The 19,623-nt window shown below is 46.4% G+C and carries 21 protein-coding genes and 3 tRNA genes; 3 read left to right on the top strand and 21 right to left on the bottom strand.

All coding sequences use genetic code 11. The features are described from left to right. From AKJ31_RS22770 to fkpA, 9 genes are all read right to left on the bottom strand, one after another. The coding region (locus AKJ31_RS22770) for a GTP-binding protein (RefSeq protein WP_243637497.1) at positions 1-138 on the bottom strand (138 nt) is incomplete at its 3' end. A gap of 155 nt (positions 139-293) precedes the next feature. Further along, entirely contained in the window at positions 294-2,393 is a 2,100-nt protein-coding gene (gene fusA / locus AKJ31_RS21490; protein WP_053411070.1) for an elongation factor G, read from the bottom strand. Between the two features lie 137 nt (positions 2,394-2,530). Then, positions 2,531-3,001, bottom strand: coding sequence for a 30S ribosomal protein S7 (rpsG, locus tag AKJ31_RS21485; protein WP_053397177.1), 471 nt, complete (start codon positions 2,999-3,001; stop codon positions 2,531-2,533). A 101-nt stretch (positions 3,002-3,102) separates the two neighbouring features. Next, positions 3,103-3,477, bottom strand: a complete 375-nt coding sequence (gene rpsL / locus AKJ31_RS21480) for a 30S ribosomal protein S12 (protein ID WP_004399892.1) — start codon at positions 3,475-3,477, stop codon at positions 3,103-3,105. A 177-nt stretch (positions 3,478-3,654) separates the two neighbouring features. Beyond that, the gene (gene tusB / locus AKJ31_RS21475; RefSeq protein ID WP_053411069.1) at positions 3,655-3,930 is read right to left on the bottom strand and encodes a sulfurtransferase complex subunit TusB; all 276 of its coding nucleotides are present in this window, start codon (positions 3,928-3,930) and stop codon (positions 3,655-3,657) included. A gap of 10 nt (positions 3,931-3,940) precedes the next feature. After that, positions 3,941-4,297, bottom strand: a complete 357-nt coding sequence (tusC, locus tag AKJ31_RS21470) for a sulfurtransferase complex subunit TusC (RefSeq protein ID WP_053411068.1) — start codon at positions 4,295-4,297, stop codon at positions 3,941-3,943. After that, on the bottom strand, positions 4,294-4,689 hold the full coding sequence (tusD, locus tag AKJ31_RS21465) for a sulfurtransferase complex subunit TusD (protein WP_053411067.1): 396 nt from the start codon (positions 4,687-4,689) through the stop codon (positions 4,294-4,296). The genes tusC and tusD overlap by 4 nt, the downstream gene beginning before the upstream one ends. Beyond that, positions 4,686-5,408 carry a helix-turn-helix transcriptional regulator gene (locus AKJ31_RS21460; protein ID WP_053411066.1) on the bottom strand — a complete coding sequence of 241 codons (723 nt, stop codon included), beginning with the start codon at positions 5,406-5,408 and terminating at the stop codon, positions 4,686-4,688. Before AKJ31_RS21460 ends, tusD begins: the two co-directional genes overlap by 4 nt. Positions 5,409-5,589: 181 nt before the next feature. Beyond that, complete coding sequence (fkpA, locus tag AKJ31_RS21455) at positions 5,590-6,378, bottom strand: FKBP-type peptidyl-prolyl cis-trans isomerase (protein WP_053411065.1); 789 nt, start codon at positions 6,376-6,378, stop codon at positions 5,590-5,592. Between the two features lie 132 nt (positions 6,379-6,510). Between fkpA and AKJ31_RS21450 the strand changes: the two genes are divergently transcribed. Together AKJ31_RS21450 and AKJ31_RS21445 are read left to right on the top strand one after the other, a co-directional pair. Then, positions 6,511-7,491: a WD40 repeat domain-containing protein gene (locus tag AKJ31_RS21450; RefSeq protein WP_053411064.1), complete on the top strand. Its 981-nt coding sequence runs from the start codon at positions 6,511-6,513 to the stop codon at positions 7,489-7,491. 16 nt (positions 7,492-7,507) lie between these two features. Next, positions 7,508-7,735, top strand: coding sequence for a SlyX family protein (locus AKJ31_RS21445; RefSeq protein WP_053411063.1), 228 nt, complete (start codon positions 7,508-7,510; stop codon positions 7,733-7,735). Positions 7,736-7,756: 21 nt separating this feature from the next. Here AKJ31_RS21445 and AKJ31_RS21440 read toward each other — a convergent pair whose 3' ends face one another. From AKJ31_RS21440 to tsaE, 9 genes are all read right to left on the bottom strand, one after another. Next, entirely contained in the window at positions 7,757-7,942 is a 186-nt protein-coding gene (locus AKJ31_RS21440; RefSeq protein WP_053411071.1) for a DUF2065 domain-containing protein, read from the bottom strand. Between the two features lie 59 nt (positions 7,943-8,001). Beyond that, positions 8,002-8,982, bottom strand: coding sequence for a protease modulator HflC (gene hflC / locus AKJ31_RS21435; RefSeq protein ID WP_053411062.1), 981 nt, complete (start codon positions 8,980-8,982; stop codon positions 8,002-8,004). 2 nt (positions 8,983-8,984) lie between these two features. Beyond that, positions 8,985-10,175 carry an FtsH protease activity modulator HflK gene (gene hflK / locus AKJ31_RS21430; protein ID WP_053411061.1) on the bottom strand — a complete coding sequence of 397 codons (1,191 nt, stop codon included), beginning with the start codon at positions 10,173-10,175 and terminating at the stop codon, positions 8,985-8,987. A 45-nt stretch (positions 10,176-10,220) separates the two neighbouring features. Beyond that, on the bottom strand, positions 10,221-11,510 hold the full coding sequence (gene hflX / locus AKJ31_RS21425) for a ribosome rescue GTPase HflX (RefSeq protein ID WP_053411060.1): 1,290 nt from the start codon (positions 11,508-11,510) through the stop codon (positions 10,221-10,223). 44 nt (positions 11,511-11,554) lie between these two features. Further along, entirely contained in the window at positions 11,555-11,821 is a 267-nt protein-coding gene (gene hfq, locus AKJ31_RS21420; protein ID WP_053411059.1) for an RNA chaperone Hfq, read from the bottom strand. 186 nt (positions 11,822-12,007) lie between these two features. Beyond that, complete coding sequence (miaA, locus tag AKJ31_RS21415) at positions 12,008-12,955, bottom strand: tRNA (adenosine(37)-N6)-dimethylallyltransferase MiaA (protein WP_053411058.1); 948 nt, start codon at positions 12,953-12,955, stop codon at positions 12,008-12,010. Next, positions 12,952-14,925, bottom strand: coding sequence for a DNA mismatch repair endonuclease MutL (gene mutL, locus AKJ31_RS21410; protein ID WP_053411057.1), 1,974 nt, complete (start codon positions 14,923-14,925; stop codon positions 12,952-12,954). The genes miaA and mutL overlap by 4 nt, the downstream gene beginning before the upstream one ends. Positions 14,926-14,941: 16 nt before the next feature. Beyond that, positions 14,942-16,672 (bottom strand): LysM peptidoglycan-binding domain-containing protein, encoded by a 1,731-nt coding sequence (locus AKJ31_RS21405; RefSeq protein WP_053411056.1) that lies wholly within the window; start codon positions 16,670-16,672, stop codon positions 14,942-14,944. After that, positions 16,666-17,130, bottom strand: a complete 465-nt coding sequence (tsaE, locus tag AKJ31_RS21400; RefSeq protein WP_053411055.1) for a tRNA (adenosine(37)-N6)-threonylcarbamoyltransferase complex ATPase subunit type 1 TsaE — start codon at positions 17,128-17,130, stop codon at positions 16,666-16,668. The genes AKJ31_RS21405 and tsaE overlap by 7 nt, the downstream gene beginning before the upstream one ends. A gap of 198 nt (positions 17,131-17,328) precedes the next feature. On the opposite strand from tsaE, the gene queG reads away from it, so the two are divergent. Continuing rightward, complete coding sequence (gene queG, locus AKJ31_RS21395; RefSeq protein ID WP_053411054.1) at positions 17,329-18,444, top strand: tRNA epoxyqueuosine(34) reductase QueG; 1,116 nt, start codon at positions 17,329-17,331, stop codon at positions 18,442-18,444. A 744-nt stretch (positions 18,445-19,188) separates the two neighbouring features. Here the strand turns inward: queG and AKJ31_RS21390 are convergent. The 3 genes from AKJ31_RS21390 to AKJ31_RS21380 all read right to left on the bottom strand — a co-directional run bounded on the left by AKJ31_RS21390 (position 19,189) and on the right by AKJ31_RS21380 (position 19,488). Beyond that, a tRNA-Gly gene (locus AKJ31_RS21390) sits at positions 19,189-19,264 on the bottom strand. A 36-nt stretch (positions 19,265-19,300) separates the two neighbouring features. Beyond that, positions 19,301-19,376: transfer RNA gene (locus tag AKJ31_RS21385), tRNA-Gly, on the bottom strand. Between the two features lie 36 nt (positions 19,377-19,412). Next, positions 19,413-19,488: transfer RNA gene (locus AKJ31_RS21380), tRNA-Gly, on the bottom strand. Between the last annotated feature and the right edge of the window lie 135 nt (positions 19,489-19,623).

Below are 19,623 nucleotides of genomic sequence, written 5' to 3'. Positions count from 1 at the left end.
GTCTTTCGCTTCACCGCCGTACACTTTAGCTAGAGTTGTACAGATTGCAGCAGTTAGAGTTGTTTTACCGTGGTCAACGTGGCCGATAGTACCAACGTTAACGTGCGGTTTAGTACGTTCAAATTTTTCTTTAGACACGATCGTGTTCCTTCCTAGTTATGATTCGTCGTGATCATTATTGATCTACGACGCGCCAGAAATTGCTATTTTATGCGCCAACGTCCGTCAGCGCAATATTTGGACGTATTGATCTTGAAAAAAGTAGCACTCTTTTCATGGATCAATGCGTTTTATTAGTAACCACGCTCTGCAATGATTGCTTCTGCAAAGTTTTTCGGCACTTCCGCATACTCATGGAATTCCATAGAGTAAGACGCGCGGCCTTGAGTTGCAGAACGTAAGTCAGTTGCGTAACCAAACATCTGAGATAATGGTACTTGAGCACGGATGATCTTAAGACCAGCCACGCCTTCGTCCATACCTGCGATAATGCCGCGACGACGGTTTAAGTCACCAACAACATCACCCATCCAATCTTCAGGTGTTGTTACTTCAACATTCATCATCGGTTCCAGAAGCACAGGTTGCGCTTCAAGTGAGCCTTTCTTGAATGCCATCGAGCCAGCGATCTTAAACGCCATCTCGCTAGAGTCAACATCGTGGTAAGAACCATCGAACAATGTTGCTTTGATGTCTAGTACAGGGTAACCCGCGACAACACCACTGTTCATTTGCTCTTCGATACCTTTCGCTACCGAACTGATGTATTCCTTAGGAACAGCACCACCCACGATTTCGTCAACAAAGACAAAACCTTCACCAAGTTCAGCTGGTTCAAGTTTGATCCATACGTGACCGTATTGACCGCGACCGCCAGATTGACGAACAAACTTGCCTTCAACTTCTGCTGTACCACGAATAGTTTCACGGTAAGCAACTTGAGGTTTACCAACGTTACAGTCAACGTTGAATTCACGCTTCATACGGTCAACGATGATATCTAGGTGAAGCTCACCCATACCAGAGATCAGAGTCTGACCTGTTTCATCATCCGTTTCGACGCGGAATGATGGGTCTTCCGCCGCTAGTTTACCTAGCGCGATACCCATTTTCTCTTGGTCTGCCTTAGAACGAGGTTCTACTGCGATCTGGATTACTGGCTCAGGGAATTCCATGCGCTCCAAAATCACTTTGTGGTTTTGGTCGCACAGTGTGTCACCTGTCGTTACGTCTTTCAGACCGATAGCAGCCGCAATATCACCAGCGCGAACTTCTTTTACTTCTTCACGCTTGTTTGCATGCATCTGAACGATACGACCGAAACGCTCTTTCTTCTCTTTTACAGAGTTGTAAACCGCGTCACCTGAGTTAACAACACCCGAGTAAACACGCATGAAGGTTAGCGAACCCACAAATGGGTCAGTCGCAATCTTGAATGCTAGCGCTGAGAACGGTTCGTTGTCGTCTGCATGACGCTCAACTTCGTTATCGTTATCGTCGACACCTTTAATCGCAGGAACATCGACTGGCGATGGCAAGAATTCAATCACAGCGTCTAGTACGGCTTGTACACCTTTGTTCTTGAATGCACTACCACAAGTAGCCAGTACGATTTCGTTGTTTAGTGTACGAGTACGAAGACCTTGCTTGATCTCTGTCTCAGACAGTTCACCTTCTTCAAGGTACTTGTCCATCAGCTCTTCGCTAGCTTCTGCTGCTGATTCAACTAGGTTGTTACGCCACTCTTCAGCAAGCTCAAGCATATCAGCTGGAATGTCTTCGTAAGTGAAAGACATGCCTTGGTCGGCATCGTTCCAGTTGATCATTTTCATCTTGATAAGGTCGATAACGCCTCTGAAGTTCTCTTCTGCACCAACGTTCAATTGGATAGGAACAGGATTCGCACCAAGACGATTTTTAATTTGGTCCACAACGCGTAGGAAATCTGCGCCTGCACGGTCCATCTTGTTAACAAAAACCATACGAGGAACATGGTATTTGTCTGCTTGACGCCATACAGTTTCAGACTGAGGTTCAACACCAGATGAGCCACAGAACACCACCACAGCGCCATCGAGTACGCGAAGAGAACGCTCTACTTCGATAGTAAAGTCAACGTGTCCAGGGGTATCAATGATGTTTACGCGATGTTCTTGGAATTGTGCTTCCATACCACGCCAGAAGGTAGTCGTCGCAGCAGAAGTGATAGTGATACCACGTTCCTGCTCCTGTTCCATCCAGTCCATGGTTGCAGCGCCATCGTGAACTTCACCGATTTTATGAGACAGACCAGTGTAGAACAGAATACGTTCAGTTGTGGTTGTTTTACCTGCATCTACGTGAGCACAGATACCGATGTTACGGTAGCGCTCAATAGGAGTTTTGCGAGCCACGATTGAATCCTCTTAACTTAGAGATAGGGACTATTGCTATAGCTAAAAATGCTATCCCCTAGATATAGCAATAGTTCCTAGCATAGGCATAGGAACTAAAGAAGTGCTGCAAGGAACCTCGCAGCACTGAAAAGGTATTACCAACGGTAATGAGCAAACGCTTTGTTCGCTTCAGCCATACGGTGAACGTCTTCACGTTTCTTAACAGCTGTACCTTTGTTTTCTGACGCATCTAGCATTTCAGCAGCTAGGCGAGCAGCCATAGATTTTTCACCACGCTTACGCGCAGCTTCAACTACCCAACGCATAGCAAGTGCGTTACGGCGAACCGGACGTACTTCTACAGGTACTTGGTAAGTTGAACCACCTACACGGCGAGATTTAACCTCTACCGCTGGGCGAACATTTTCAAGAGCTTCTTCGAATACAGCTAAGTGATCTTTACCAGATTTCTCAGCCATTGTGTCTAGTGCAGTGTAAACGATTTTCTCTGCAGTAGATTTTTTACCGTCAACCATTAGGATGTTAACGAATTTTGCCAGCAGTTCAGATTTGAACTTTGGATCTGGAAGGATCTTACGCTGACCAATAACGCGACGACGTGGCATGGATTTATCTCCGTTGTCTTCTTCAGGTTTTATCCAAAACTTTTCAGTTTTTTCAAAAAATTAAAAATAATTTAGTGTTTGGCCTTACTTAACGGATTCCATTAAGACTTAGGACGTTTCACACCGTACTTAGAACGACCTTGTTTACGGTCATTTACGCCAGCACAGTCTAGTGCGCCGCGAACAGTGTGGTAACGCACACCTGGAAGGTCTTTAACACGACCACCACGGATTAGAACAACTGAGTGCTCTTGAAGGTTGTGACCTTCACCGCCGATGTACGAAGTTACTTCGAAACCGTTTGTCAGACGTACACGACAAACTTTACGAAGTGCTGAGTTAGGTTTTTTAGGTGTAGTAGTGTAAACACGAGTACATACACCACGTTTTTGCGGGCACGCTTCTAGTGCAGGCACGTTGCTTTTAACAACTTGCTTTGCACGAGGCTTACGTACCAACTGGTTAATAGTTGCCATTAACTAGCTCCTGAAATTACTAAAAAGTAAGCTTTGTGAAAAATCTATCCCTAACCGCCATTGCAGTTAGGGACGCAAAATTCTATGCAGCAGTGAGAGGTGTGTCAAGGAATAAACGGATCTTTTTTGTTCAATGGCTTCATTCCTAGGTAAAGAAGAAACCACCTGAGGAAAGACCTAGTTCCAAGTGAGAGATTTGCTATGTTGCGCGGTCAGTTGAACAAAGCCCGCGTAGTCAACCTGAGTGATGGATGGACTGACGCGTTGCGCCATACCACGCGCCTCTATATCGCTAACGAGTGCAGCAACATTCAGCCCTTTCAGCGCAGCAAACCTTTTGTGTAACGGGTTAACTAAGTAAACCGCGTCTTCGATAAGAATCAGCGTATCTTGTTCAGCACAAACTAATACCGCTTCTGCTAAGGCTTGTTCTGATTTAATAATGTGTAACATGGCGATATCCTCAGAACGATAGCAACTTATCTGCTTGCTGAAGTTTGGCTTTCAGCTGATCTCTGTCCAGCATTTCAACATCGATGACCAAGTCCGCTTGCGCCAAACCGCGCTCAGCTAACGAAGACCGACAAACGTAGACTTGCTCGATATCGTAAAGGTCAAACAGTTTCAGCATCGGAGCGTAGTCTTTACTCAATATGCCTGCAGGTTGCTGACCTTGGAGTAACTGGTACACACCATCACCGATAAAGATAACGCTGATGTCTTCACAATACGCCGAAGCCGCAAGCAGCGCATCCACGCCCTCTCGTCCAGCAGCACTGCCGTGTGGCGCGCTACGAAATAGATAAGTTAACTGGCTCAAAACTGTACCACTCTGTCTTGGCTTAACATCGCTTCGGCTAAACTGCCTAATCCTGCTTGAGTAAACCCGTCTGCTAAGTTGCTTTGTGCCAGTCCATGTTGGCTGGCTTCATCCTCGCTGACAATACCGCGACGCAAAGCCGCCGCGACACACGTTTCCAATCGAACTTGGTGCTGCTGAGCAAGCTCTTGCCACGCTTTACTCAAGTCAAACTCATCATTGGCTGGCACACTCAGGGCGGTCCCATTCGTCACACCATCTTGATAAAAGAACACACTGACTAAGGTATGCCCTTGTTCAATCACAGCTTTGGCAAACTGATACGCACTGCGCGCCGATTGGCTACCGTAGACCGAGCCGTTGACCACTAAGCTATAGGTTAAGTGGCTCAACTCTCTTCATCCTCGGTTTTACGCTGACGGATATAAAGATAAACGGTGTGTTTAGAGATGTTCAAACGATCAGCGACTCGGTTAATCGCGTCTTTGATATCAAAAATACCTTTGTCGTACAGCTCCATAACGATCTGACGGTTTTTGGTATTGTTCGACACTGACTTGTCTGCATTGATCTCTTCAATCGTGCGCTCAACGGTTTGGTCCACCAGCTCTTCAACGTCACTCGCAAAGTTCACCGATGACGCCGCTTGCTTAGCTTCTTCCGTTGGCATGAAAGACTGCAATACCTGAGAGAAAGGCGCGTCTAAGTTGACGTTGACACATAATAGGCCGATAACGCGATTTTCACCGTTACGGATCGCAACCGTGATCGACTTCATCAGCACGCCACCTTTGGCGCGGGTAAAGTACGAACGTGAAAAGTTACGTTCCGAACCTTCAATATCTTTCAGCATTCTTAGCGCGATATCGGTGATCGGAGACCCCACTTGACGACCAGTGTTTTCGCCGTTGGCAATTTTTATCGCCGACGTATTCAAGTCTTCCAGTGAGTGCAGAACGATTTCACAGAATGGGCCAATCAGGCTAGCAATGCCATCAACTACCGCTTCATACGATCTAAGAATAATTTTATCGTGCTCACTAAATGGCATCACATTAACAGATTCCATTTCGAGCAACATATCCGTGTTTACTGTTTCTGTAGTTGTCACGTTTAAGCCTTCGAGCGAAAAATCAACAAATTGGTGTAAGTTTATCAGAAATTTTGAAGAGAACACCTAGCTAAGCGGTCATCTAGTGATTTAGAACAAATAATTAAAACCGCAACTGCGTGCCAGAACAAAAAAAGGCCCGACAATTGTCGGACCTTTCATTCATTTAAGCGGAAAAGTCTTACTTCGCAGCTTCTTCACCGTTATCAATTTTCAGTAGCTCAACTTCAAATACTAGCGTTGAGTTTGCTGGAATCGTTGGAGTGTCTTGCGCGCCGTACGCCAACTCAGGCGGGATAACGAACTTGAACTTAGAACCTACAGGCATTAACTGAACGCCTTCTGTCCAACCAGAGATCACGCGGTTTAGCGGGAATGTTGCTGGTTCACCACGGTCGTAAGAGCTGTCAAACTGAGTACCGTCTGTCAATGTACCTTTGTAATGTACTTGTACAGTGTCAGTATCTTTAGGCATTTCACCTTCTGCTGGAGTCAGCACTTGGTAAAGCAGACCAGATTCAGTTTTCTTCACGCCGTCTTGCTTTTCAAACTCAGCGCGGAACTCATCGCCCGCTTTCTTCGCTGCTTCAGCTTTTTCAGCGGCTTGCTTCTGCATAGTGTCAGCCACGCGCTTATCCAACGCTTCTAGCGCTGCACGAGTTTCTTCTTCGTTAAGCTCTGGGTTACCAGCAAATACGTGCTCGATACCTTTCAGTACTAGGTCTTTGTTTAGCGTGATGCCGATTTCATTTGGCTTATCCAGGCTAGTGTTTAGGTAGTTAGCAAAAGAGACACCAATTGCGTAAGCCGCTTTGTCATCTTCGGTTTTAAAGTGAACCGCTTTGCCTGTTTCCGCTTGAACGACTTCTGCAGCTGGTGCAGCTTCTGTTTTTGGCTCTTCTTCTTTTTGGCAGCCAACAGCTAATGCAACCGTTGCTGCAAGCAGTGACACTTTAAAAAATGATTTCATTGAACTCTCCAATTTGGACATTTTGTCTTTGTGCACAAATCTTTAAGAAAGACTGGTGTGCATTTGCATGTTGTACCAATATAACCAATATGCGTATGAAATAAACGTAAACCAAGTGGATAATTGGACTTGATGCGAATAATTTATAACTCTCTACTCGTTGCGGTTGTCATCACAGCGTTAAATGGCTGTTTTTTCTCCTCAAATGATCAGCAGCGTTGGAATCTCGAACCTCAAGGTTCTACCAGCTTCGCTTTAAGTCGCGATGCTCGCTTCGCCCTTCTCTATTCCAAAGAACACCAATTGGTACTTTGGGATTTGTACGAAAACCAAAAGCTTGCTTCTTTGGGAGCACAAGACCCACAGGCCAACACGGTCTCACATATCCGTATCTCAGATAACGGGCGCTTTGCCGTCACCGCAACGCAGATGAACTTTGCCGTTTGGGACTTAGCCTGGGCTCAAGCCGAAGGATTGTGGTCGATATCTGATGGTTTGATTCGCGATATCGACATTACCAGTAACGGCGAACAAGTCCTACTTGGCTTATCCAACGGTAAAACCATCTACGTCAATTTAGTCACTGGTCGTCGTCTAGAGTTCCTTGCCCATAATGAAAAAGTAAATTCCGTCGCGATCTCGCCGAACGGACGCTACGCCCTGTCTGGCGGGAACGACTATATTGCGTATTTGTGGGATACAGAAACAGGACAAATCCTACAAAAGTTTGAACACGAACAACGCATCAATCGCGTCGCACTGCAAAGAGATGGCAAACTGGCTTTCACCTCTGACGGTGGCAATCAAGCCAGGATCTGGAACCTACAAACTGGTGAAATGGTATCTGAACTGAAAAGCTTTTCACGCCAGCTGATCTTTTCGACCGCACGCTTCTCTGACGATGGCAAGTATCTGGTAACGGGTACGCCATCGAGTCGCATTATGGTTTGGGATGTCGAGAGTGGTAAGCGCGTGGATGGATTTGAAGCCGAGCCGTTAAAAGATACTCGCCCTCCTCGCGCGGTCGTGTATGATGCAGCCTTTGACAATCAAAACCGCGTGATCTCCGCGACATCCGCAGGGATCGCTCAAGCTTGGCAAGTAGATTATTAGAGGCTGTTGACCTGATATGAACGAGAAAAACATTGAACAGTTGGAAAACCGCATCAACGACTTAGAGTGTCAACTTGCGTTTCAAGAACAAACGATTGATTCACTCAATGACGCCCTGAGTCAGCAGCAACTGCTGATCACTAAGATGCAAGACCAAATGAAGTACGTGGTTGGAAAAGTAAAGAATATGGATTCGTCTAACTTAGCCGATCCCTCTGAAGAAACACCACCACCGCACTACTAATATCTGTTGGCGGTGAGTAGCTCAACTGAAACAGTAAGCGATCACCGCCCCCGCCACGACCAAGCAACCACCAATTCTTCGCAGTTGATTATCTGGCTGACGACTCAGTTCTGCCACCATATTCCGCCAACCATTTGGGGCAATCAGCGGACCCAACCCTTCGACGATCAGTACCAAGCCCAACGCTAGCCAAAGTGAATTAGACATTTTCTTATTCCCAAAAAATAAAGGCTCCATAATGGAGCCTTTATACAATAAAAATACGATTATTTCGCTTCTGCACCTGCAGAGTTGTTCATGTACTTGAAGAACTCACTCTTAGGATCGAGAACCAAGATATCGCTCTTCTGACTGAACGACTTCTCATACGCTCTTAGTGAACGCAGGAAGCTGTAGAACTCAGGGTCTTTGTTGTACGCTTCAGAGTAAGTCTTCGCAGCTTCTGCATCCGCTTCACCGCGCGTTACACGTGCCGTTTTATCGGCTTCTGCTAGGATAGTTGCCACTTCTAGCTCCGCTTGTGCACGGATAACTTCTGCCTTCTCACGACCTTGAGAACGGTGCTTACGAGCAACCGACTCACGCTCTGCACGCATACGGCGGTAGATAGATTCACTGATCTCATCTGGTAGGTTGATTTTCTTCATACGGAAGTCAACCACGCGAACACCCAAGTCTTTCATTGCGCTTTCACGAGTATTGTTTAGAACTTCCTGCATGATTTCATCACGCTGACCATCGATTTCCAGCGCTTGCTTCGCCGCTTCTGTTGTAACGACTTCAGCGTCTGCACTGTCTGGCAATACGTCGTTGTTGCGAGGGCCAGAAACAATCTGCTTGATTTCACGCGAACCGATTTCAGCACGCAAAACGTCCGTTACTTTACGTTCTAGTAGCGCCTCAGCAGTCAACGAGTTACCACCACCTGTCGCCAGGTAGTATTGACCGAAGTCTTCGATACGCCACTTTACGTACGAATCGATGATCACGTCTTTTTTCTCAGACGTTACGAAACGGTCAGAACGGCCGTCCATCGTCTGGATACGCGCATCGAGCGTTTTCACACGGTCAAACAGTGGCATTTTGAAATGCAGACCTGGTTCGTAGATACGAGCGATCTCGTTGTTATCTTTCAGTACACGACCGAAACGGATCACGATGCCACGCTCGCCTTCTTGGATCACGAATAGCGACATTAGCATCAGTGCTAATGCAACAACTAATACAGGGATCATTAACTTACGCATTCTTAGTATCTCCCTTGACGTGTACCAGTTGAACGAGATTGTGAGTCTGAATTCGTGTCAGTGCGCTGCGATTCAAGCTCAATTTGATCGTAAGCGGATGAAGACTGCGCTTTACGTTTGGTTTGAGTTTGACCTTCTTGTCCCGCCAATTTATCAATCGGTAGGTATAGAAGGTTGCCGCTAGAATCAGAATCAACCAGTACCTTCGAGGTACTTGTGTAAACTTCTTCCATCGCATCTAGGTACAGACGGTTACGCGTTACTTCTGGTGCCGCTTGGTATTCTGGTAGTAGTTTTTCAAACTGAGCTACCTGACCGAGCGCTTCGTTAGTCACACGTTCACTATAACCTTGTGCTTCTTTCTTCAGACGTTCTGCACGACCTGTCGCTTTTGGCAAGATTTCGTTCTTGTATGCTTCCGCTTCGCGGATGAAACGCTCTTCATCTTCTCGCGCTGCGATCGCATCATCGAACGCATCTTTTACTTGCTCAGGTGGACGCGCAGACTGGAAGTTCACGTCGACGATCACAAGACCAAGGTCATAAGTGTCGATAATATCGTTCAAGGTTTCTTGAGTGCTTTGACGAATCTGTTGACGACCACTTGTCAGGATACTATCCATCAGAGAGTCACCAATTACTGCACGTAATGCTGAATCTGTCGCTTGGCGTAAGCTGTCGTCAGCGTTCGTTACGCGGAATAGGTATTTGTACGGGTCAGCAACACGGTACTGAACATCCATCGCAACTGTAACCACGTTTTCATCTTTAGTCAGCATTAGACCTGATGAACGCAGTGAACGAATCGCTTGTACGTTGACAGGGGTAACTTCATCAATAAAGCGAGGGCGCCAGTTCAGACCAGGATCGACCACTCGGTCGTATTTACCTAATCGAAGAACGACACCGCGTTCTGCTTCACCGATGGTGTAAAAGCCAGCAAATACCCAAATCGCTATCGCGATAGCAGCAATCACACCAATACCTAGTGCGCCGCCTCCACCGATAGAAGGGCCTTTACCACCTTTACCACCAAACTTTCCACCCAGTTTCTGACTCAGTTTATTAAACACTTCGTCCAAGTCTGGCGGTCCTTGATCACGGCCACCTTTGTTACCACGATTATTATTACCCCAAGGGTCATTATCGCGGCCATTGTCGCCGTTGTTATTACCAGGCTCATTCCACGCCATTAGAAAGCTCCATCATTTGATATGACGTTATACTGTAGCAGCCATTTAAGTAACTATAAAGTCACGTAAATCTGCCTCTTCTCTTTTTTCAAGTCTAGACCAATCTACTTGCTGCATGCGAACATTAATCAACAAGTTACCGTCCTGATCATACTCTTCCTGCTGAATGCATTTCATCTGGAAGAATATACTGCGAAGCCTGCCTTGATGTTGTGGCGGGATTCGCAATTGATACTGAACCATTTGGCTTGCGAGACGCTCAGTCAGAGCATCAAACAAGAGGTCAATACCCTCGCCTTCCATTGCAGACACCCATACAGTCTGAGGGACGCCTTCGTCATCTCTTTCTATACGAGGTCTTTGGCCTTCGAGATTATCGATCTTGTTCATTACGACCAGAGTAGGTACTTCGTGCGCATCTATCTCTTCAAGTACGTCATGGACAGCTTGAATGTTCTCACGAAAACGCTCATCACTGGCATCAACAACATGTAACAAAATGTCAGCTTCTTGCGTTTCCTGAAGCGTTGCTTTAAACGCAGCGACCAAATCGTGTGGCAAGTGACGAATAAATCCTACGGTATCAGCCAAAATAGCCGGACCTACATCCGCTAAATCAATTTTACGTAGGGTAGGGTCTAACGTAGCAAACAATTGGTCTGCCGCGTATACGCCCGCCGCTGTGATTCGGTTAAACAGCGTTGATTTCCCTGCGTTGGTATAACCAACTAGGGAGATTGTTGGGATTTCCGCTCGACTTCTAGCTCGGCGACCTTGTTCACGCTGCTTTGCGACTTTTTCTAGTCGACGCAAAATTGCTTTAATACGATCACGCAATAAACGTCGGTCAGTTTCTAACTGAGTTTCACCTGGACCACGTAAACCGATACCACCTTTTTGTCTTTCTAGGTGGGTCCAACCGCGGATCAATCGAGTCGAAATATGACGAAGCTGAGCAAGCTCAACTTGTAATTTACCTTCATGAGTTCGGGCACGCTGAGCGAAGATATCAAGGATCAGACCAGTACGATCAAGTACTCGACACTTACATAGCGCTTCAAGGTTACGTTCTTGGGCAGGAGAGAGGGCGTGATTGAAGATCACAATATCTGCCCCAGCGAGTTGCACCGCTTGGGCAATTTCTTGGGCTTTACCCTCTCCGACATAATATTTAGGGTGTGGTGACTGGCGGCTTCCGGTTACAACTTGTAACGTAGAAACTCCAGCTGAAGACGCCAGCATTTCAAACTCGCTGAGATCTTCCCACTCCCCTTCTTGCGTGAAGTTGATATGAACAAGTACGGCTCGCTCACCGGCTTCATAACGGTCAAACAAGCAATCAACTCCTTAATTTACTGATGGTGTTATTGTTCAGAGAATTAATCTTCTGATTTTTCTTGCTGACGATCACCACCTTGAGGACGCTCACCACTATGGTGACTAACCGGACGTGCAGGCACGACTGTAGAAATCGCGTGCTTGTATACCATCTGGTTTACTGTGTTTTTCAGCAAGATAACAAACTGGTCAAACGATTCGATCTGACCTTGTAGTTTAATTCCGTTTACAAGGTAGATTGACACTGGAATACGTTCACGACGTAATGCATTTAAGAATGGGTCTTGTAGAGATTGCCCCTTAGCCATTTTATTTTCCTTATTTTGTAATTTTGTTTTAGTTATTTAGCTAGTGGTGCTGCATTAAAGGTGCGGCCTTTGCATCTGAGCTAAACGAATAAAAAAACGCCCTGTCCCTACCTGTTATGACGACTTTACATCGAAATTTCAAGTAACAGATCCTTTACAGGGTACATTCACGCAAAAGCGATCACATTATACACAGCTAAAACCTTCAGATGCTATTGCATTTGAAACAGTTTCTAACGCTGCGTCTATATTTTCGCTATCTAACCAAGTTAAATTATCCCAGCTGCGCAACCAGGTAATTTGTCGCTTGGCCAATTGGCGGGTTGCACAGATGCCTTTAAAAATTGCGTCATCTAAAGTGCAATTACCATCCAAATAGTCCCACATTTGTCGATATCCAACACAACGGATCGACGGTAAATCTGGATGAAGATCTTTTCTGGCGTATAACGCTTTCATTTCCTCTTCAAATCCAGCTTCCATCATTTTCTCGAAGCGTAATTCGATACGACGGTGGAGTTCAGCCCTTTCCTTGGGAGCTATAGCAAACTGCTTCACTCTAAACGGCAGAGATTCCCCTTTCGTTTGAGTTAGCTCAGTCAGTGTTTTACCTGAAATCCGATAAACTTCCAATGCTCTTGAAAGCCTTTGCGGATCATTCGGGTGAATTCTTTGAGCTGAAACAGGATCGATTTGCTTAAGTTGATCGTGCAGTACCTCCCAGCCAAGAGTCAACGCCTCTTGCTCGATTTGCTGACGCACTTCAGGGTTTGCAGCTGGTAAAGGCGATAAACCCTCTAATAATGCTTTGTAGTACAGCATGGTTCCACCGACCAACAGTGGGATTTTCCCCTGCTCGACGATCTTGTTCATTTCATTCAACGCATCACGTCTAAAGTCTGCGGCCGAATAGGCTTCGCTCGGATCGAGAATATCGATCAAACGATGCGGCGCTAACGACTGCTCTATCGCATCAGGTTTTGCCGTACCAATGTCCATCCCTTTGTAGATCAACGCGGAATCGACCGAAATGATTTCTACAGGGTATTTTTGACGTAAGCGTATCGCCAGTTCAGTTTTGCCTGATGCGGTTGGCCCCATTAAAAACAGTGCCAAAGGTAATTCTTTTTTCATAACTCTAATGCTGCAATCGTCGCAGTGAAGTCGACTGTTCTTACAAAGTTCTTATCCTGAAGAGGCAGTCTTCCCTGCCACATCTGCTCTACTTCAGCGATGATTTGAATAGCTTCCGACAAAGTGTAGTCGCTTTTCACCTGAGTAACTTGATTCGCTAACAAGTGAGATAGCTGTTGAGACGAAAAGTTCACATCACCTTGTGCTTGTGAAGCCGCGTAAGATAACAGATCTGGAATTAATTGCTGCAGATTTTGCTGTCTGAGTGGCTGTGGCACGCCCATCACCATCAATGCGCTGGTACTGCGTGGTTTAAACTCAATGCCCAATGTCGTGAAGAGCGTTTGTTGCTGCTCAGCGGCTTGCTTTTGCTCTGTATCCAACTTAAGCGAAAGCGGCACTAGCAGAGGTTGAGATTTCAACCTGCCATCTACGGGAGACAACTGACCTAACGTCCTTAGCCATTCGGCTCTGGCGAGCGATACTAATCGCGCTCCTTGTTTATCGGCCATCATCAAATACTGACCAGCAACGATACACACTGCTTTGCCAAGGCTTTCTATCGGAGCGTCAATAACGTTAGTTTCTGTAACGTCATTCGCTTCAGATGCAAGATGAGTTAGCTCAAAGTCAGGCGTTTGCAGTAGCTCTTTATACGCTTTCACTTCACGCTGACTAGGTGCTGGCTCGCTATAACGCTCGGGTTTATTTGGCTTACTGGCAGGGCGAGATTCCACCCAATTTGTACGAGGGAGTGACTCTCTGACTTGAGTCTCGGTAGTGGAGTCTGCGCGTGGCTCAAACGATCCACCTTGCTTACGAGGGTAACTTGGCGTCTGTTCTATCGCTTGGTACACCTGCTCAGGAACGGTTGAAGGCACAACCTCGTCACTCGCACTTTGAGGCTCTTGCGCTGATTGCTGCTCCTGGTGATGAAATGCCGAATGATTGATTTCTGGTTTATCGATATGAGCACTTTGTGCCAAACCGTCACTCAACGCCTGATAGATAAAATCATGCACCAAACGCGCTTGATGGAAGCGCACTTCATGTTTTGCCGGATGAACATTGACATCCACTTGGTGAGGGTCAATCTCAATGAAGAGTACGTAGGTAGCAAATTGATCCGGTCTAAGACTGGTTTCGTAACTCTGACGAATCGCGTGATTGATCAGCTTGTCACGCATCATACGTCCATTAACGTAGCAGTACTGTAGATCACTTTGCTGACGCGCACCTTCCGGTGCAGTGATCCAACCGTGTAACCTTAATCCTTGGTGCTCCAACTCGATCTTCAGCATATGACGTACGAAGTTATTACCGCATACCGCAGCAATGCGTTTTTCGTATTGGGCTTCGGTTTTTGCTGCGCGGTACTGTTTGACCATCTTACCGTTGTGTCTGAGGTTGATGGTGACGTCAAAGCGGCTAAGAGCAATGCGTTTTAACAGCTCGTCAATGTGCGCGAATTCGGTCTTTTCGGTACGAAGGAATTTTCGCCGTGCTGGAGTATTGAAAAACAAGTCCAAAACTTCCACCGACGTTCCGACTGGATGAGCGGTTGGTTGGAGTTTGACTTCCATTTCTCGCCCTTCGGTGATCGCCGACCAAGCTTGCTCTTGCGTAACTGGGCGCGAGGTAATGGTTAAACGCGAGACCGAGCTGATACTCGCCAGTGCTTCGCCGCGAAAGCCCAAGCTCATGATCGCTTCTAAATCGTCTAAGGTGTGAATCTTTGAGGTCGCATGACGACTTAGCGCTAAACCCAATTCATCTTTATCGATGCCTTTCCCGTTGTCGCGCACACGGATCAGCTTAGCGCCACCTTTCTCGATATCGATATCGATTCGATTGGCGCCTGAGTCTAGGCTGTTTTCGACCAACTCTTTCACTACTGAAGCTGGTCTTTCTACAACTTCCCCCGCGGCAATTTGGTTGGCCAAGCGGGCTGGCAGAATTTTAATCGTCATGCTTAATCGTCAACAATCAGTTGTTTGGGATAATAAGAACCTGACCGACCGCCAAACTATCACTGCGCAGATTATTGGCCTCACGTAGGCTGCTGACGCTGATATTGTATTGGCTGGCAATCTTGCCCAAGAACTCACCTCGTTTCACTTTGTGCTTACGCACTGGTTGGTCTTTCATGCTGACAGTAATCTGCAGCTTTTGCCCCAGTTTCAGCGTGTCAGACTTGAGTTTGTTTTCGCGTTTAATATTCGCTACCGACACTTTGTAGCGCGATGCGATCAGACCAAGATATTCGCCACTCTGTACCACGTGGGTGATTCGTCTAGTTTCGACTGGGTTCGAGATTTCAGGTACGGCGATCTGAATCTTACCACCCGGGATCGTCAACACCTGACCAATGCGAATACTGTTACTCTTGAGCTTGTTCGCTTGCTTGATTGCGCTGGTACTGGTGCCATATTTCTTAGCGATAACCGATAACGATTCACCCTTAGAGACTTTGTGTTTTATCGCCTTGCCGCGGTTGGCAAATAAAGTGCCTTCCGGTGGGTTAGCTTCAAAGTACTGAACGATCGCCTTCGAGAGCGAACTAGCGAGCTTGTCTTGGTGACTGCGTTGAAACAGTAACCTTTCTTCCGACGGGTTGGAGATGAAGCCCGTCTCAACCAGTACAGACGGAATATCAGGTGATTTCAATACCGCGAGACTGGCATTCACCGGCTCTCTCTTATGTAGGTAAATCCCCTGACGTTTCATCTCACCGAGTATCTTGGTCGCGACTTTATAACCTTCTTTTTGCGAATGACTAAATTGCAGATCCAAGAGTGTTTGGCTGATGTTTTTGTCGTTGGTGTTCTTCGCTAATACTTCACCCGCACCACCTAATAATTGAGATTGTGCTTCATGGTTTTCAACCCAGCGTGCGATTTCAGTATTAGCTCGTCGAGTATTGAGAACAAACACCGAACCACCTCGAGGTTTCGGCGAATGGAACGCATCAGCGTGGATGGATACCAACAAATGCGCTTTGTTTTTACGTGCGATTTCAGAACGCTTATTGAGATTAACGAAATAATCGCCGCGTCGAGTCAGAACCGCTTTCATTCCCGGTACCGCGTTTAGCTGGTCTGCAACTTTTTTCGATACCGCCAGAGTAGCGTGCTTTTCGTATTTTTTCGTTGGACCAATTGAGCCAGGGTCTTCACCGCCGTGGCCTGCATCGATAGCAACAACAATCTCTGCGCTACCTAGCAATTGTGACGCATCACGGCTTACTGAGCTACTGCTCGAACTTGAGGCTTGGCTACTTGATGTTGAAGACTGAGAGCTTGCATCGTGCGGAATATCAATAACGAGGCGGTGGCCATATTGGCCGCCAGGAGTCGGAGCTAACTTAAATAGCTGGGGTGACGCCTTCTTTTTTAACTCAAAAACCAAGCGCGAGGTCGTCTTCTCTGGCGGAGAACTTTTTCGGATCTTCTTTATCACTGGGCTGTCCGTTACATTGATCGGTAACTTAGTTGTCAGCGTGGTTTGTTTCAGATCCACAACCAAGCGCTCTGGAGAGCTCAGAGTAAAATAGCTGTAATCAGCTTCAGATTTCAGATCGATCACTACCCGGGTTTCATCGGGGGACGGCCATACTCGGATTCCCTCCAGAGCGTTAGCCATCACCCACGTTGGTAATAGTGAAAAAGCTAAAAGAATAGGAAAAAGTGTAGCTCGTAACAGTTTACTGATTAACATAACTCCAACTGCTCAAGTAATTGAGAACCATATTCGTTGTTCGCAGTAAGTAACACTACGCGAGACTCGCCGTTATAACGTAATTCAATATCCAGATCCGCTGAAGGCAGAAGCCCTTCACCTTTCTCTGGCCACTCGACTAAACAAATAGCATCCGGTGTAAAGTAATCACGGATCCCCATGAATTCTAATTCTTCTGGATCCGCTAAACGGTAGAGATCGAAATGGTACACCTGCCATTGATCCAATTGGTAAGGCTCTACTAACGTGTATGTCGGACTTTTAACGTTACCTTGGTGACCAAGCGCACGAACAAAACCACGACTAAACGTCGTCTTCCCTGCACCGAGATCCCCATGAAGGTAAATCGTGGTCTGCTGAGAACATAGGTTTGCCAGCGATGTCCCTAACTGAATGGTGGCTTGCTCATCTTTGAGGGCAAATTGTTTGGTGCTCATGAAGATCGATCTCTAATCTGTGACTATATAAAACTCAAAAGAACAGGAATAGTAAACTGGGTTGGAATTGAGAGACAAGATCTGTTGTGTAAGTAAAAGCCAAAATCGGTGATTTCTTTCAATTAGTGAGACCATACTTGCTAGATCCTAGGTATAAGATCCGTTAAGATCCGCTCCCCATTAGCCAGAGCCACCAGCATGAACTACCAAGAGCTTGCAGACAAGATCAAAGTTTGGGCCCAAGAACTTGGGTTCCAAAAAGTCGGTATCTGCGATGTTGACTTAAGTGAACATGAAGCTGCGCTGCAAAAGTGGCTAGACGCTGGCTACCACGGTGAAATGGACTGGATGGCTCGCCACGGTATGATGCGTGCTCGTCCTGCAGAGCTGCTGCCGGGAACCGTTCGAGTAATCAGTGCTCGTATGGATTACCTGCCACCACAAGCTCAGTTTGCCGCAAACCTCTCAGATCCAACCCAAGCTTACATCAGTCGCTACGCGCTTGGACGTGACTATCACAAGCTTGTCAGAAACCAGCTTAAAAAACTTGGACAGAAGATCGAACAAGAAGTCGGCCAACTGGGCTACCGACCATTTGTCGATTCTGCACCATTGCTGGAGCGTCCACTCGCACAAAAAGCAGGATTGGGCTGGACAGGTAAACACTCACTTATCCTAGATAAAGAGTGTGGCTCATGGTTCTTTCTTGGTGAACTACTGGTCGATATTCCACTTCCTGTTGATGAAGCTAAGCAAAACGACTGCGGAAAATGCACTGCTTGTATAACGTCTTGCCCAACACAGGCAATTGTGGAAGAGGGTATTGTCGATGCACGTCGCTGCATTTCATACTTAACTATCGAGTTTGATGGTGTGATTCCGGAAGAGTTTCGCAAAGCGATGGGAAACCGCATTTACGGTTGCGATGATTGTCAGTTAGTGTGCCCATGGAATCGATTTGCCGAACTGACCCAGCAAGAAGACTTCCACCGTAGACCTTCCTTCAACAGCCCTGACTTGGTCAGCCTATTTAGCTGGTCAGAAACAGAATTTCTAAAGAATATGGAAGGTTCACCGATCCGTCGTATAGGGCATTTACAATGGCTAAGAAATCTCTCGGTTGCCATGGGAAACGCACCCTACTCGAAAAGCATTGTTAGTGCGTTGGAATCGAGACGAGGATTGAGTGATGTTCTCGACCAACATATTGATTGGGCATTGGCGCAGCAGTTGGCACAACTCCCATATAACGAGACCAGTAAACACGGGCGATTGATTCGCATCATTCAAAAAGGTCTGCCTAGAGATGCATAAACCTTGCCTGAATAGCCTTCCGAAAGTTTGATTCAGATCTAAAATTGTCAATGTGGAAAAAAAACAGAAACGTTACTAGTTTTGTCACGTATGAAAAAGTTAATCACATTCCTAACAAATGACTAGGATCAAAGAACAACCACTTAATGATCGAACAAAGTGCCATAAAACCACGCCAACCAAACGTCATTTCACTTATAAATCAACAAGTTAAGCAGAGACCACCTATTCTGGAAAAACTATAACTAAGTAAAAGATCGTTTGAAATTGCTGTTATACAGAGCGTAAATTCAGGTTACCCACCAAGTTATCCACATACAAGTTTCTGTGGATAAGTCTGTTGACTGATATAGTAACCCCTGACTCACCGAGGCTTGTCATAAACTTGATAGTTGAGCACATCACGTGCTGGATAGGTTATTAAAGACATAAAAACGCCCACCTGAGTTCAGGAGGACTATCTATGAATTTTTGGGTTGATGCTTCTCAGCATTAGCACAAAGAGCGGTGGTCTAGAGACCGGTTCAAACGATTTATCATTTGAAGAAGAGAACAACACTTGATATTGAGTCAATGTTGTACTTTATCATCGTTAAGCACGATGAGAGCTACAAATTGGAGCGACACACGAGGTTCCCTATTTATAAATAAAATAGGCGTGACCTCAACCTTTGCTAGGTTGCACTCCAATAAATGAGTGGGTGTTGCACTTGTCATCGTTAAGCACGATGAAGGCTATCAATTTGGAGCGACACACGAGGTTCGAACTCGTGACCTCAACCTTGGCAAGGTTGCGCTCTACCAACTGAGCTAGTGTCGCATTTTGTCACCGTTAAGCACGATGAAGGCTATCAATTGGAGCGACACACGAGGTTCGAACTCGTGACCTCAACCTTGGCAAGGTTGCGCTCTACCAACTGAGCTAGTGTCGCATTTTATCACCGTTAAGCACGATGAAGGCTATCAATTGGAGCGACACACGAGGTTCGAACTCGTGACCTCAACCTTGGCAAGGTTGCGCTCTACCAACTGAGCTAGTGTCGCACATCAACAGCAAGCGCTATTGATTGAATTTGGTTGCGGAGGCTAGATTTGAATCGAAGACCTTCGCTAGGTTTTATGAATAGCTGAGCCCGACGAGCTAGCGAGTCACAATACCTTGAATTTGGTTGCGGGGGC

The sequence above is a fragment of the Vibrio hepatarius genome, assembly GCF_001274785.1.
Classification (GTDB): Bacteria; Pseudomonadota; Gammaproteobacteria; order Enterobacterales; family Vibrionaceae; genus Vibrio; species Vibrio hepatarius.
The sequence above is the reverse complement of the archived record's forward strand: the minus strand, read 5'-3'. Positions and strand labels throughout refer to the sequence as shown.